Origin of the sequence: Exiguobacterium sp. s57, assembly GCF_018617685.1 — a bacterium.
GTDB classification, from domain to species: domain Bacteria; phylum Bacillota; class Bacilli; order Exiguobacteriales; family Exiguobacteriaceae; genus Exiguobacterium; species Exiguobacterium marinum.
This window is the reverse complement of the sequence record NZ_JACSKR010000002.1, coordinates 257,026-272,013: the sequence shown is the minus strand read 5'-3', so window position 1 is coordinate 272,013 and position 14,988 is coordinate 257,026. Positions and strand designations below refer to the sequence as shown.

Annotated in this window: 14 protein-coding genes; 10 read left to right on the top strand and 4 right to left on the bottom strand. The window is 47.9% G+C overall.

The annotated features are described in order from the left end of the window. Nucleotides 1-28: 28 nt before the first annotated feature. Together cydD and cydC are read left to right on the top strand one after the other, a co-directional pair. Entirely contained in the window at nucleotides 29-1,753 is a 1,725-nt protein-coding gene (gene cydD, locus KNO98_RS07755) for a thiol reductant ABC exporter subunit CydD (RefSeq protein WP_214700353.1), read from the top strand. Continuing rightward, nucleotides 1,750-3,465 carry a thiol reductant ABC exporter subunit CydC gene (gene cydC, locus KNO98_RS07750; RefSeq protein WP_214700352.1) on the top strand — a complete coding sequence of 572 codons (1,716 nt, stop codon included), beginning with the start codon at nucleotides 1,750-1,752 and terminating at the stop codon, nucleotides 3,463-3,465. Before cydD ends, cydC begins: the two co-directional genes overlap by 4 nt. A 260-nt stretch (nucleotides 3,466-3,725) precedes the next feature. Here cydC and KNO98_RS07745 read toward each other — a convergent pair whose 3' ends face one another. After that, on the bottom strand, nucleotides 3,726-4,250 hold the full coding sequence (locus KNO98_RS07745; RefSeq protein WP_214700350.1) for a hypothetical protein: 525 nt from the start codon (nucleotides 4,248-4,250) through the stop codon (nucleotides 3,726-3,728). Between the two features lie 128 nt (nucleotides 4,251-4,378). Then, the gene (locus tag KNO98_RS07740) at nucleotides 4,379-5,455 is read right to left on the bottom strand and encodes a diguanylate cyclase (protein WP_214700348.1); all 1,077 of its coding nucleotides are present in this window, start codon (nucleotides 5,453-5,455) and stop codon (nucleotides 4,379-4,381) included. Between the two features lie 223 nt (nucleotides 5,456-5,678). On the opposite strand from KNO98_RS07740, the gene KNO98_RS07735 reads away from it, so the two are divergent. The 6 genes from KNO98_RS07735 (at nucleotide 5,679) to KNO98_RS07710 (ending at nucleotide 9,753) form a co-directional block, all read left to right on the top strand. Beyond that, nucleotides 5,679-5,861 (top strand): hypothetical protein, encoded by a 183-nt coding sequence (locus KNO98_RS07735; RefSeq protein ID WP_026824959.1) that lies wholly within the window; start codon nucleotides 5,679-5,681, stop codon nucleotides 5,859-5,861. Between the two features lie 82 nt (nucleotides 5,862-5,943). Next, nucleotides 5,944-6,894: a peptide-methionine (S)-S-oxide reductase MsrA gene (gene msrA, locus KNO98_RS07730; protein ID WP_214700346.1), complete on the top strand. Its 951-nt coding sequence runs from the start codon at nucleotides 5,944-5,946 to the stop codon at nucleotides 6,892-6,894. Nucleotides 6,895-6,907: 13 nt separating this feature from the next. Next, complete coding sequence (locus tag KNO98_RS07725; protein WP_214700344.1) at nucleotides 6,908-8,194, top strand: DUF2252 domain-containing protein; 1,287 nt, start codon at nucleotides 6,908-6,910, stop codon at nucleotides 8,192-8,194. Nucleotides 8,195-8,256: 62 nt separating this feature from the next. Continuing rightward, a complete protein-coding gene (locus KNO98_RS07720; RefSeq protein ID WP_026824962.1) occupies nucleotides 8,257-8,535 on the top strand; it encodes a DUF5327 family protein in 279 nt (92 codons plus the stop codon). 106 nt (nucleotides 8,536-8,641) lie between these two features. After that, a complete protein-coding gene (locus KNO98_RS07715; protein ID WP_034770819.1) occupies nucleotides 8,642-9,007 on the top strand; it encodes a rhodanese-like domain-containing protein in 366 nt (121 codons plus the stop codon). Between the two features lie 113 nt (nucleotides 9,008-9,120). Next, on the top strand, nucleotides 9,121-9,753 hold the full coding sequence (locus KNO98_RS07710) for an HAD family hydrolase (protein WP_214700342.1): 633 nt from the start codon (nucleotides 9,121-9,123) through the stop codon (nucleotides 9,751-9,753). Nucleotides 9,754-9,800: 47 nt separating this feature from the next. Here the strand turns inward: KNO98_RS07710 and KNO98_RS07705 are convergent, their stop codons facing one another. Beyond that, on the bottom strand, nucleotides 9,801-11,213 hold the full coding sequence (locus KNO98_RS07705) for an NAD-dependent succinate-semialdehyde dehydrogenase (protein ID WP_026824965.1): 1,413 nt from the start codon (nucleotides 11,211-11,213) through the stop codon (nucleotides 9,801-9,803). Between the two features lie 92 nt (nucleotides 11,214-11,305). Here KNO98_RS07705 and KNO98_RS07700 point away from each other — a divergent pair, with 92 nt between their 5' ends. Together KNO98_RS07700 and KNO98_RS07695 are read left to right on the top strand one after the other, a co-directional pair. Then, nucleotides 11,306-11,818, top strand: a complete 513-nt coding sequence (locus tag KNO98_RS07700; RefSeq protein ID WP_214700340.1) for a glycerol-3-phosphate acyltransferase — start codon at nucleotides 11,306-11,308, stop codon at nucleotides 11,816-11,818. Continuing rightward, nucleotides 11,815-13,398, top strand: coding sequence for a GNAT family N-acetyltransferase (locus KNO98_RS07695; protein WP_214700338.1), 1,584 nt, complete (start codon nucleotides 11,815-11,817; stop codon nucleotides 13,396-13,398). The genes KNO98_RS07700 and KNO98_RS07695 overlap by 4 nt, the downstream gene beginning before the upstream one ends. On the opposite strand, the gene KNO98_RS07690 is transcribed toward KNO98_RS07695, so the two are convergent. Further along, nucleotides 13,337-14,974, bottom strand: a complete 1,638-nt coding sequence (locus tag KNO98_RS07690) for an ABC1 kinase family protein (RefSeq protein WP_214700336.1) — start codon at nucleotides 14,972-14,974, stop codon at nucleotides 13,337-13,339. The two genes, KNO98_RS07695 and KNO98_RS07690, sit on opposite strands and share 62 nt — an antisense overlap. Between the last annotated feature and the right edge of the window lie 14 nt (nucleotides 14,975-14,988).

The following is a 14,988-nucleotide window of genomic DNA, read 5'->3' as shown; positions in this document are numbered from 1 at the left end:
AAAGAATTGAACTGTAAATAGAGAAAGGATGAATGCAGTGAAACGACTGCAAGCCCTTGCGTTCGCCGAAAGAAGCCATATCAGCGGACTCGTATTATCTTCGGTCATGATTGGACTCTCCATTTTGGCACAAGCGTATTTAATCGTCGACATTGTCGACCGAATCTTCTTAAAAGATGAATCATTCGAAGCTGTCATCCCGGCATTGCTTTGGCTCGTTGTTGCACTGTTAGTACGGGCGCTTTTCGGTTATGTATCTGGCCGAATCGGTGCGAGCCTATCCGAGAAGGCGAAACAGACGTTACGTTTTCAATTGTTGGATCGCTATGCCACGAGTCCGGTCGAATCGTCCTTGACCAGTCAATCTGGTAAGAAGGTCAGTGTGTTCATGGATGCCGTTGACGAGGTGGACGCTTACTTCAGTCAATACTGGCCACAAGTCATCCAGACATCGATCATCCCGCTCCTCATTTTGGTCGTCGTTTTTAGCCAACACTGGATTTCGGGTGTCATCATGATGGTGACGGCACCGTTCATCCCGCTGTTTTTCATCATCATCGGGATTGCGACTCAGAAAAAATCCGAAGAACAGATGGAAAAGATGAATCAATTTTCCGGAAAGTTCTTGGATGTTCTGCAAGGATTGACGACGCTGAAACTTTATAACCGTACCGAACAGGAAGCAATTGCAATCGAGAAGAGCAGCCTCGATTTTCGGGATGCGACAATGATTGTGTTGAAGACAGCATTCTTGTCCGGTCTCATGCTCGAATTTATCTCCATGCTCAGCACCGGGGTTGTGGCACTAGAAGTCGCACTACAGATGGTCGTTTGGGAGAATCTCACGTTCTTCTCAGGCTTTTTAATCTTGGTGTTGGCACCGGAGTATTACTTGGCCATTAAAGATTTAGGCAGCGCCTTCCATACGGGTCGAGGCAGTATGGGCGCGGCGGATCGAATCTTTGAGGTGCTAGACGCCCCGGATGATCGTACTCAATGGGGAACGAAGTCGCTTGATTCACGGACACCAGACCTTGAACTCGAGGACATATCGTTCGAATATGCAGGCGGGCGCTTTGCGCTTCAGCCGTTGAGTGGTCGCATTTCATCCGGTACCCACCTCGCTTTAGTCGGTGCGAGCGGATCTGGGAAGACGACGGTGCTCAACGTCATCTCCGGACTCCTGCAAGTGAAGTCGGGACGCGTCCTCGTAGACGGCGAACCACTTCATACGTTTGGTGAGTCTGCCTGGTATGGAAACATTGCGTATATCTCTCAAAACCCGTATCTATTTGCGGGGACACTCGCCGACAATATTTCTTTAGGTGAGGCGGCCGATGAGCGGGAATTACAAGAAGCAGTCGAGGCAGCTGGATTATCTGAGGTGATTGCACACTTGCCGAACGGGATCTGGACGGAGCTTGGGGAAGGTGGATTTGGGTTATCCGGCGGTGAAAGACAACGTCTGGCACTCGCTCGAGCCTTCTTTAAACGACCAGGGATCTTACTGTTTGATGAACCGACGACCGGTCTCGATTTGAAAACAGAGCGAATCGTCAGACGTTCCATCGATGAGCTTTCCAAAGATGCAACGTTGATCACGGTGGCACATCGCCTGCATACAATCAAAGAGGCGGATACGATTTGGTTTATGGATGACGGGAAGCGAATCGCAGAAGGGACTCATGAAGCATTGCTCGCTGTCCCAGAGTATGCGGAACTATTTGCGCTTCAGAAAGGGGTGAGTCGATGAACTCGCTTTGGACAATCACAAAATGGATGATGCGCGAGAAAAAAGATATTCTTCTCTCTATCTTCTTTGGATACGCAGCCGGATTAGCGGCGGTCGCTTTGTTTGCGGCAAGTGGATACCTCGTCTCGCGGGCAGGACTCGTCCCGCCCCTATATGCGCTCATGGTACCCGTCGTTTTGATTAAACTGTTCGGGGTCATTCGAGCAGGAAGTCGTTACCGAGAGCGCCTTGCTTCACACCGAGCGACATTTACGATTTTGAGTGAGTTACGCGTTCGGTTTTATCGACAACTTGAACCACTCGTTCCGTCTATTTTCGCAAAATATCGGAGCGGGGATTTACTTTCGCGCGTCGTCGGAGATGTTGAGAGTCTTCAAAACTACTTTCTCCGTGTATTTTATCCGCCAATCATACTCGTGCTCGTCTTCTTAAGTACAATCTTCTTTATCACTTTCTTCTCATTTGCGGTCAGTCTATGGATTTTACTCGGTGTACTCGTCACCGGCTTCTTGATTCCGCTCGGATTTGCTCGAATTCGCGCTCGTCATGATGAGACGATTCGTGCGTTACGTGGGGATGTGTCGATTCAATTAACAGAGATGCTGTACGGGCACCGGGATTTGAAACTTCATCACCAACTCGATCGCACGAAACAAGCTGTCTACACGCGTAGTGAACGTTACATGGAGGCGGAGCGGAAAGACGCGACGAATCAATTTTTTAATTCGTCGCTCGTCGTCGCAGCCTCACTACTCGTCTCATGGGGCGTATTGGCAATTGGTGCGTATCAGGTGGTAAACGGAGACTTGAACGGTTTATTCTTGGCAATGCTCATCATGATGTCGCTCACCGCGTTTGAGAATACGACACCGATGGCTGTGTTCCCAGGACACTTTGCAGACAGTAAGCAAGCAGCCGATCGTTTGTTTGAAGTGACAGAACCGAGTGAAGCGATTGAGGCGGTTGAAGCGAAACGACAGGACGTGACTTTCGCTGCTTCCCCGTCGATTTCCTTCGAAGAGGTTCGCTATCGTTATCCAGATACGTATCGAGATGTGATTGATGAGGTGACGTTACACATCCCGAGCGGTTCGAAGACGGTCATCGTCGGACCGAGTGGATCCGGGAAATCAACGTTGCTTCAACTATTGTTAGCATTCGTTCGAACGGAAAAAGGTACGATAAGATTGGATGACAAAAACCTGAACGACGTCAAACAGACAGCCATTTGGCGTCATGCGAGCGTCGTCTTGCAAGACAATCATTTCTTTTACGGCACCGTACGAGAAAATCTTGCGTTAGCCGGTGACTTCACAGATGAAGAGATGAACGTAGCGCTTGAGCGCGTCCGGTTGTCATTCTTGCTAGACGAACCGGTCCTTGAAAAAGGAGCAAACTTGTCAGGTGGAGAACGCCAACGTCTAGCCATCGCACGGGCACTTCTCAAAAACGGGCTACTCTGGTTGCTCGATGAACCGACATCGGCACTCGATGCAGGAACGGAGGCCCATGTCTTTTCTGAACTGTTACAGCAAGCGGGAGCAGGCACACTCATCCTCGTCAGTCACCGTTTGACGGGTTTAGAGACGTTTGATCAAATCATCGTCATGGAAGCTGGACGGATTGTCGAGGTCGGTTCATACGAGGAGCTGATGACGAAACGTGGCATGTTCTATGAATTGAAACAAATCGAACAAGAAGTGTTCGCATAATGAAAAGACGAGCAGCCCCGTCGATGGGCTGCTCGTCTTGTTTTTGGCAAATATGGGTGCAACAAATGGGGGTTGCCGCTATGCTTTCAAAAAGAGTGTCGTGGAGGGGAATCCACGTGACGTGATGTGTTTGGGGAACGTGCACGTCAAGCTTGTGGGAAGCTACAACTAGAGTATATTTGATAACGATTCTCATTGTCAATAAGAAATACAGAAAAAATCCCACACATGGAAACATGTATGGGAAATCAATCATCTGTTCAGTTCGAAGCGACGCCTTTTTGAACCGTGAACCGAATTAGACTGAACAAGTATCTCGTATAGAAGAGCGCGGACGCATAGAATAGCGCGATGAACGGTGATTGAAGATCAATCCCGGGAATGTTCATTAAAAACTCTAATACGAGAATGGATAATAAGAACACGTAGAGAGAGGCATCTAGATAGAGTGGCATGAGACGACCACGCTGATGCCAAAATGTACGAATGAGTGGTGCCACTGTCATCCCGACGATTCGTTCAGCAAAGCCGATACTGAGTACAGCGATGATGAAAGATGAAATGGTGTTGAATGCCACTAACTCGGAGAACACAAATCCTGAAATCAATAAGAGTGGACCTATGACGATCATCATCGAAAGCGACGTACGGAAGAAAATCCATAGGTTTTGTTGAATCGAACGAAATCCCCCGAGCGTTGATTGTTGAAGTGTCTTACCACGTTTATAGTCAATCGCGAACGAGCCGATAAACATAATTCCAAACAAAGATAACAAAATTGACATGAACGTTGTTTCCCCTTTTCTGAATAAATCATGATGTACCAATCTGAACCAAAGTCTAGCCTAGTGTAACGATTCATTTCGAGAAAGTAAAGCGAGAAAATATGTTCATGTGTGAAGCGTTCGACACATTAAGAAGCAAGGATGAAACGATTTCGACCAGACTCTTTTGCGTGATATAATGCTTCATCCGCATGTTTCAACACGCTATCGATTTCAATATCATTTGAATGGCAGGCGCCGAGTGAAACAGTAATGTGTAGCGTACCAGCGCTCGTATCGAACGGGAACGTTGAAACCTTTTCCCGAATAGATTCAGCAAGCTGTGACACTTCTTCTCGATTGGCGTGAGGCATGACGATTAAAAATTCTTCGCCGCCGAAGCGACCGACTAAATGCCGCTCATTGCTTTCGTTGACGAGGAGCATGCCAAGTTCGCGCAAGACATCATCGCCGACGTCGTGACCGTACGTATCATTCACGCGTTTGAAGTGATCAATATCAACCAAGATTAACGCATACTCTTCTGCCTCGACGGTCAAGTTGGCCATGGCTTCGTTCAAGAGCCTGCGGTTGGCAATTCCGGTGAGTGCGTCCGTGCGTGCTAGTTGTTGTTGATGCTGAACGTTCTCGAAATGGCGACGCAATTCGAGCAGCAGTCGATAAGCGGCACAAGCTCCGCCATAAGACATTAGTGTATATACAATCAAAACAGGATAGAATAAATTAAGTGGCAACGCAGCGTAAATTGCCGACCCGAAGATAGCGATGCTGATTGTTGTAAAAATAAGTAGTGTCGGACGCGTATTATCCATCCGCTTTCTAAGGATACTGGTAGATGCGACGAGAAGTACCATTGTCGCAACGGCGAGATATAGCCCGAACATGGAACCGTCTGTCAATAAAACGATAAAAAACCGACCTGTTAATAAAATAATGCCAGCGACAGCACCGCTTACCCAACCGCCAAATAGTACACCGAGCATGATTGGAATAGCGCGTAAATCAATGAGCACACCTTCTAGTGGTAACGAATTACCTAATAGGAGTAAAGCAATCAGTCCAGTTTGCACCCCGAGTAAGACTCTCCCCTTCAAAGGAGATTGTGGTGTTAAGCGAGGCCGATTGCGAAACGGCAAAAAGGAAATTGTGAAGAGCGTAAACAAGATACACAGGTTGATGAAGAACGCATTAATAATTGTGAGCATCGAAGCTCCTCCTTATGCTGCATGGAAATATTTAGTTATAGTATATAGTATCCTATTGGAAATAGATAAGAATAATATGCGGGCTAAAAGTCAGTCTCTTCAGGGTTATTCAAGACAATATCACTAAACCCCTTGTTCATACGAAGAGATATTCCTTATCTTTTAGAACTTTCGTTATCGAAAATCGAAAGTTTGGTATGATAAGAGAAAAGGAGGACTGTCCGTGCGTTACTGGGATCATTTTAAACGAGCGTTTATTCCGATTGCGCTCATTTTGATTGGATTAGCGATCTTTTATACTTTATCGGCCAGAGATAATATTGTATTGACGCTTTTAGGGGCTGCGATTGTAGGAGTCATTTTATTTTTAGTGATGCGTCATGTGAATCAGGTCGAAGAAGACTGAAACGAGAACACATTTTGTGGTTCTCGTTTTTTGTTGTCTAGCGACGTTTTTGGGTACACTACAAAGTAAGGAGGGATTTATCATGGCAATAGCTACATTTGCGGGAGGCTGTTTCTGGTGTATGGTCAAACCGTTTCATAAATATGAGGGAGTCGAACGTGTCATCTCGGGATATACGGGTGGACATGTGGATAATCCGACGTATCAACAGGTCTGTTCGGAAACAACAGGACACTTAGAGGCGATTGAGATTACGTTCGACCCCAAAATCATCTCTTACGAGGAGTTGCTTCGCATCTATTGGCGTCAAATCGACCCGACAGATGGTGGGGGACAATTCAATGATCGCGGCGAATCGTACCGTCCGGCCATCTTCTATCACTCAGATGAGCAACGGGCTGCAGCAGAGCGTTCGAAACAGGAAGTGGAAGACTCAGGTCGTTTTGACCGTTCCATTGAAGTTGACATCCGTCCGGCGAAAACGTTCTGGGAAGCGGAAGACTATCATCAAGATTACTATAAAAAAAATCCATTCCGCTATGAGATGTATCGTGTCGGTTCGGGGCGTGCGAAATTCATAAAAGAAGCATGGAGCGACCGGAAACTTCAGCAGACACTCCGTGAGCGCTTGACACCGATGCAATATAAAGTGACGCAAGAAAATGGAACAGAACCACCGTTTCAAAATGAATATTGGGATGAAGAACGGGAAGGGCTGTACGTCGACATCATCGATGGAACACCACTCTTTACGTCTCAAGATAAGTTCCAATCCAATTGTGGATGGCCAAGCTTCTCACGTCCAATCGAAGAGAAACAAGTCGATTTGAATATGGATACGACACATCATATGGTTCGAACAGAAGTTCGTTCAAAACAAGGGGACAGCCATCTCGGACATGTGTTTGATGATGGACCGAAAGAACTTGGCGGTCTACGGTATTGCATCAACTCAGCCGCTCTCCGATTCATTCCGGTAGATGAGCTCGAAGAAGCCGGGTACGGGGAATATAGACACTTATTCAACAAGTGAAGGGGAGAGTCGTATGTTCACAGCCGTCAAACAACAAATTCGAAGTGAGACGATCGGAACCGTCCTTGATTTTTATGACCAGTCGATTCGGCATCTATCTGAAACGGCGAGACAAGAAAAGTATGACAAGATGAGTTCGAGCCCGTTTTCGTTTTTTCGAGGGAGCTCCCACCTGTTCTATTACGACTTTGCGAAAGTTCCAATCGCATTTGATACCGGCCCTGATTACCCGACGTTTATTCAAGGAGACTTACACTTTGAGAATTTCGGTGTATTTGAAGACGGTGCCGGTACAATCATTTATGACGTAAACGACTTTGACGAGGCGTACATCGGTTCCTATCTGTTTGATTTGTTGCGGATGGCGGTTTCTGTCGATTTATTTGCGGCTGAATCCGGATTTGATGGTCAAGCGGCAATTCGAGCTTTTGCCGAGTCATATGCGGGAGCGATTGAAAAACATGCGAAAGGTCAAAGTGAACACATTCAGTTTACGAAAGAGAATACGTGTAAAGCCGTCAAAAAAGTAATCAAAAAAGCGGAGAAAAAGAAAGATGATTTTATGTCCGAACGGACGGAAGTACGGGACGAAGAACGTTACTTTTCTACGAGTGAGGATTTGATTCCACTTTCATCGGATGTGCGAGAGAGAATTGTGGCAGGATGGGGAGATTATTTATCTTCTTTGTCAGATGAACATCGTCATCACGCGGATCATTATGAAATTAAAGACATCGCCATCAAGCTACAAAGCGGTACAGCTTCCATCGGTCTAGAGCGTTACTATATTTTAATTGAAGGAGCGGACAAGGAGCACGATGAAGATGTCATTTTAGAGATGAAACAGGCGCAGTCCGCCGTCCCATCTCTCTTTCTGCCGACGCACCCGCTATTTGAGAACGGATTGTCGCACGAAGGGGCGCGTGTCGTTGCCGCGCAGCGGGCAATGGTTCACAGTCGTGACCCATATCTTGGGTATTTAACGATTGATGGAAAAGAGTATTATGTAAGGCAACGTTCGCCGTATAAGCGGAAAGTAAAGGCGAAGCATATGAAAGACGAAACGTCACTCATTGAAACGTTAAAAGTACAAGCCCAAATCACTGCGAAAATTCACGCACGGGCCGATGCGACCTCAAACGTATTAGATTATACGGCGAGTGAACGAATCACCGCGGCGATTGGTGATTCTCCATCTTTATTTATCCGCCAATTGTCGAGATGGGCTAACTTTTATGCGAATCAAGTTCGTTTTGACTATGACGCCTTTTTTAAATGGGTTGAGACAAGGAATCGTTAAGAATACTTGCGAATCGATGGTGAAATCCTGCAAAATGGTAGCGTAAAGGATGTGTACGGACTATGATTACAGAACAACAAGTCATTGCCCAGATGCGTCAGGTGATGGTACAGGTTGAATCGTCAACAGGTGAAGTACAGAAGCGTCACTTAGCAAAGCTGATGGGCTTTTGTGAACTACTTCTAGCAGAGACGTCAGGTGTGAAGAGTGTCGACACGACACAATCGACGATACCGGCGAATGAGACGAAACCACCACTCGATCGACAGATGGCGGCTTTCCTTGGGATTCCGATGGAGGAAGACGAGCAACCCAAATCGGATTCATTGCTCGATTTTTGAACCACACGTAGCCTACGTGTGGTTTTTTCTTGATTCACATTCATTGACTTAAATACCTTAGGGGGTATAATGAGTATAAGAATTGAAATTAAATGGAGGCGTAAATATGTTGGATTTTCTTTTTGTAGCGGTCGTCATTGGACTCGTGTATTTCTGGTGGAGTCGTCGTAACAACGTCAAAACGGTTTCGACAGACGACTTGAAGCGAAGAATCGCGGAAGAGCGAAACCTTCAATTGTTAGATGTGCGTGAACCGCATGAATATCGTGGCGGACACATCAAGCAAGCGAAAAATGTCCCCCTTTCAGGATTCGGGAATGCGCAATCGAAATATCCGAAAGAAAAAGAACGTCCTGTTTACGTCATCTGTCAGAGTGGGATGCGAAGCCAACGTGCCGCAGCGATGCTCAAGAGTGCCGGATACACGGACGTCTATTCGGTAAAAGGCGGAATGAACTTTTGGCGAGGATGATTGAAGCGACTGAACAGATTCGTTCAGTCGCTTTTTTGTCACCACGTTTTCACTTTTGCATTTTTGGGGATTCTGCTACGGTAGGGAGAGAGTGAAAGAGAGGGGAACATCCAATGGCAGTTATTTTATTTGATATTGATGGCACGTTAGTAGATACAACCGGACCGATGACACAGGCGATTCATGATGCGCTCGAGGAACTTCCGCACCTTCCAAAACCGAGTGAAGAGGCTATCCGCTCTGGATATGGGTTGGCAGGCAACGCGTTTTGGGAACATGTCATCCCTGAAGCGACACTTGAAGAGATTCACCTCATTCGCAGGTTGCGTCACACGACGTTGGAGAAGGCAATAGAAGGACAAAATGTTTTATTTGACGGAATTCGTAACATGTTGGAGACGCTTCACGAGCAAGGCCACACGCTGACGACAGCGAGTAACTGCGGCGTTCATTACATGAACCTGATATTAGATACGCAACAGATTCGTCCATATATGACTGCACCTGAATGCTTGGAGTCTGTCGGCGGCGAAAAAAAGGCAGATATTCTTACAGCACACCGTGTCCGTCATGGTGAGGGAGACTATATCATGGTCGGGGATCGTAAGTCAGATGTAGAGGCGGCCCGCGCCCACGACTTCCCGGTCGTCTTAACAGGATTCGGGTTCGGCAATGAAGAAGAGTGGGCGCTTGCGGATCACGTAATCAAATCGCCGAACGATTTAGTCGAATGGATCAATCGATAATAAAAGGCTTGTCGCGCGTGCCGACAAGCCTTTTTGAATACCTGGATTCACAATCCAAGTGAGATATATTTCACTTCTAAAAACTCCTCGATGCCGTGATGGCCACCTTCTCGTCCGAGTCCACTCTCTTTCCATCCACCGAACGGCGCTTGAGGTGTTGACGGGAGCCCGTCATTCACACCGACGATTCCGTACTCTAACGATTCCGCTAAATAGACCGCTTCATTGATATCTTGCGTGAAGAGATAGGCAGCTAACCCGAACGGAGTATTGTTCGCCCGATTGATGACTTCATCGAGGGAGTCGAATGTGGCAATCGGTGCGACCGGACCGAACGTTTCCTCATTCATGCAGAGCATGTCTTCATTCGCATAGCGGATGACCGCAGGACGAATGAATAAACCGTCTAACACTTCGCCACCGTATACTTCACCACCACGAATCTGGGCGTCCTCGATATGTTTTTCGACCTTACTAAGGGCATCGTCATCGATGAGTGGTCCGATATCGACACCTTCCTCTAACCCATTCCCAACTTTTAAAGATTCGACCTCTTTGATGAAACGCTCCGAGAAATCATCGACGACAGCGCGTTCTACATAAATTCGGTTGGCACAGACGCATGTCTGTCCGCCGTTGCGGAACTTGGTCGCGACTGCCTGCGGGACGGCTTTATCTAAGTCTGCCTTGGCCGTGACGATGAGCGGGGCGTGCCCACCTAGCTCGAGTGAAATTTTTTTCATCGTGTCCGCCGCATCACGCATAAGCATTTTTCCGACCTCTGTTGAGCCTGTGAACGTCAATTTTCGGACACGTTTATCTTGTTGCCACGCTTTGACGAGGTCGGAAGCTTGTCCTGTCACCAAGTTGATGACCCCTTTTGGGAATCCTGCTTTCTCGGCTAATTTCACGAGTTCAATGGCAGTCAGTGGAGTCGCTGATGCAGGTTTTATAACGACCGTGCAGCCTGCAGCGAGTGCCGGGGCAACTTTTCGCGTGATCATGGCAGCCGGGAAGTTCCAAGGGGTGATGGCTGCGATGACCCCGATCGGTTGCTTGATGGCAAAGATGCGCTTTTGGTTCGATGAGGCAGGAATCGTCTCACCATACACACGGCGACCTTCCGCTGCGTACCAGTCGATGAATCCGTTCGCGTAGTTGATTTCACCAATTGCTTCTTTGAGCGGTTTCCCTTGTTCCTCGACCATTGTTCGGGCAAGCTCTTCCGTATGTTCTGCAATTAAACGATGCCACTCATTAAGTAATTCGCCTCGTTCTTCTGCGGTCTTTTGTTGCCATTCCCGGAGTGACTCATGCGCGGCATCGACGGCTTGTGTCGCTTCTTTCGTATCGCTTTTCGTCACGACGGCCATCACATTTCCTGTCGCCGGATTGCGTACTTCGATTGTTTGATCGGTTTCAGTCCATTCCCCGTTAATGTAGTTTTTCTCTTCTCGCATCTTGATTTCCCCTTTCCAAAAAGTGCACAGTTAATTAGAGGATACCCGTTTTTCTGAAACGCACACAAACTTCCAAAAAATGAGGGGATATGATGTGGATTATCATTGTCGGCTATCTAGTCGGAAGTCTGCTCGGAGGCAGGCTATATGGGTTATTAAGTGAACATGATTTAGCAACATCCGGTTCGAAAAATACCGGTGCACGCAACGCGCATCGCATCGGAGGGGTGAAGGCGTTTCTCATCGTGTATGGATTCGACGTGCTCAAGACGATTCTTGTCTTACAGGTGAGCGGACCGTATTTTTGGCAGACGGCGTTCGCGCTCACGCTCGGTCATATTTATCCGTTTTGGCGAATCCGTGCGGGCGGGAAGGGATATGCCGTTTTTTCTGGAATCATATGGGCGTATGACCCGTGGTGGTTTATCGGGGGGCTCCTTTTTCTGTTGTTGTTGATTAAAGGAACAGGTAATTCCCGTGAGACGGGACTGGTGATGCTCGTCTTACTTCCACTCGCTGCGCTTGGAAGTGTTGGAGACATCATATGGGCAGTGCTCATCGCAGCTATGATTATCTATCATCATGTAAAGGGGGAAACGAAATGATTATATATCGAAAGGCCGACGTATCAGATTTTGACGCGATTCATCGATTGAATTACGAAACATTCGTCGAGGAGATTCCGCAACATCCACCGAATCCGGAGCGGCGACTTGTCGACCGATTTCACGAAGAAAATACATATTGGATTGGGGAAGTGAACGGGGAAGTCGTTGCCATGTGTGCGTTACGAGAAGAGCGACCGTTTTCATTGGAACAAAAGGGAGTGAGTATTCCTGAGGGAGAGTGGCTCGAGATTCGTCTCCTCGCCGTGAAGAAGGCGTATCGGCGCAACCGTACGTTCGCAGGACTGATGCGTGCGGTCATCGAAGACGCGACAGAACGTGAGGTCGATGGCATCGTCATCAGTGGAACGACACGGGAACAAATGCTTTATCATCGGTTCGGGTTCGTGCCGTTCGCTGACCCAATCGGTCCAAAAGAAGCGAGATACGTTCCGATGATGTTAACGAGGGATGCTTTTTACGAATCCAAATCAGCGACGACGCTTCGACCGAAAAGTTTGCTCGCGGGTCCCGTTGAATGTTCAGAACGTGTGAGAGCACGACTCTCGAAGCAACCACGCCCGCACCGTTCGAAAGAGACAGGACGACTACTTGAAGCGGTGCAACAAAAACTGTCGGAACGAGTCAAACTTCCTAACATCTATACACTTCTCGGAAGTGGGACGGTCGCAAATGATGCGGTCGCGCCTCGTTTGGAAGGGCACGGCGTGATTTTAAACGCTGGCGAATTTGGAGAACGACTGATTGATCATGCCCGGCGTGTAGACCGCTCGTTTGATGTCATTCGAGTGGGCCAAGATGGAAAGTGGGATGTTTCTCAACTTGATCGAATTGCTCCGGACTGGGTGTGGACCGTTCATTGTGAGACATCCCTAGGAATTCTAATTGACTTGGGACCGCTTCATTCGTGGAACGGTGTCATCGCCATCGATGCGATCAGTACGGTTGGGACATTCGATTATGACTATTCCTTTGCGGACTACGTGATCTTCTCCTCAGGAAAGGCGTTACGGAACGCCCCTGGTCTCGCATTCGTTGCGATGAAAGAGCGAGCGGAAGCGCTACGAGATGTACCACGCTACCTGGACTTGTCACTCTACAAACCGATTGCCTTCACACAATCAGAGCCGCTTCTTGCGGCGATGGCGGTCTCGTTAGACGAACTGACGGACGCAGAGGTCGCATCGCATGAAGAGAAGATGGTGGCTCTGATCAACTCGCTCCACGAGAACGGTCTATGTATCGAGGTGAGTCCCACCCAATCATCTGGTATTATCACGATTCCGGTTCCGTGTGGTCAGTCCTCGATGGAGCTCGGACGACAACTGTCGTATCAGGGCTATCTCGTACAATATGAGAGTGACTACTTAAAACGGGCGAACGTCATTCAAGTGTCGACGATGGGCTGGACGACGCCTCGTATGATGCGTGACGTCGGTTCTTATATCGCGCAGTGGATTCAACAAAAAACCGCCACTTCTAAAAGTGACGGTTCGCTTATACACGAAAATCTTGACGTGCCACGTGACGAACCTTTCGTCCGAGGCGCCTCCAATTGAAATAAGCCAAAATAGAGACGACGCCACCTGACCAAAACAGCCACTCATCTGGTCGGATATAGCCCAGCAGTCCGACTAATAAACCGAGTAACATAACGATGGCATTGAACGTCTGGCGGTGCAAGAGTTCTTTTGATTCCAAGTTTCGTTGGAACATCGCTTGCTCCGACAGGCGTTTTCGCGTCGGTTCTTTTAAGTAGTTGTCGAGAAGCGGGGGAACGTTCAACAATTTCTTCGCATAGTTGATCCCGGTCTTCACATAACGATTTTGTAGCGTCGTCCCGTCTTCCTCGAGCCATTCGATGACAATCGGTTTACCGAGTGTGAACAGGTCGATTTTCGGATCTAAGATTTGCAGAATACCAAGTAAGGTCGAGGCGGCTCGGCCGAAGAAGGCGAATTCTGCCGGGAGTTGAATCGGTTCGTTTTTGACGAGCAGTTGAATGTCTTGTAACACTTTCTCGATCAACCTTGTATCAACGGTGTCGATATCGGTCTCTAAGTAAAAGGTGACGGCTTTCTCTAGCGCTTGACGAATGTTTTGTTTGTTCGCCGTAGGCAAGAGAAAACGTAAATCTTCTAACCCATCGACGATGCTGTCATAGTCGAGGGAGATGAACGCCTGTAAGATGTTTCGAATCGTCGCCATGTCTTGCGCCGTCGTCTGTCCGACCATACCGAAGTCGAGCAGGATGATTGTCCCGTCTGCCCGAATTTGGACATTTCCGGGGTGGGGGTCGGCATGGAACTGTCCACCGAACAACAATTGTTCGGCCGCGAGCGTGAACAGTCGTTCGGCTAGGGCGGAGCGATCAATCTCGTTCTCTTTTAAGAAGGCGAGATCGGTGATGCGTCTTGCATCGACCCAATCCATCGTCAAGACACGATTCGTACAGAGATGCTCGTGATAATCTGGGATATAGACGTCTGGATTATCAGCATACTTGGCTTTGAAATATAAGGCGTTTTTTAATTCGGTTTGAAAATTTAGTTCATCCCCGATGACAAAAATCATTTGGCGATATAAGCTATCTAAGTCGGTCGATTTTGCGAGGGATGTCCGCTTCAACATCGACGTGACAATCCGCATAGCACGGAAGTCGGTACGGATGATTTTTTCGATATTGGGACGTTGGATTTTGATCGCGACCCGTTTACCGTTTTCAAGTAGGGTGGCACCGTATACTTCTCCTATAGAAGCCGAGGCGACGGCGTCGATTCCGACGTCTTTGACGACTTGCGAGTAAGGAACGCCCCATTCAGCCTCTAGAATCGCACGCGACTTCTCCCAACCCGATGTCGGGACACGGTCGACAAGTTCAGACAGCTCATTCAGGACGGCCGGTGGCAACAAGTCTGCACGAATGGACAAAAATTGTCCGAGTTTGATTAACAAGCCCTCGAGCCGCAAGGCGTTGCGTTTATACTCACGCGCGAGCTTGAGCATGAGTGCTTCGTATTCTTCTGTCGTGGCTACACCTTGTTGTTGTTTACGTGAAAAAGCGTATAAGCGAATGATGAATCGGGCGAACATGGTGACGATAATCCATATGCGGAACAAAGCGATACGTTTCATATTAATACCGACAT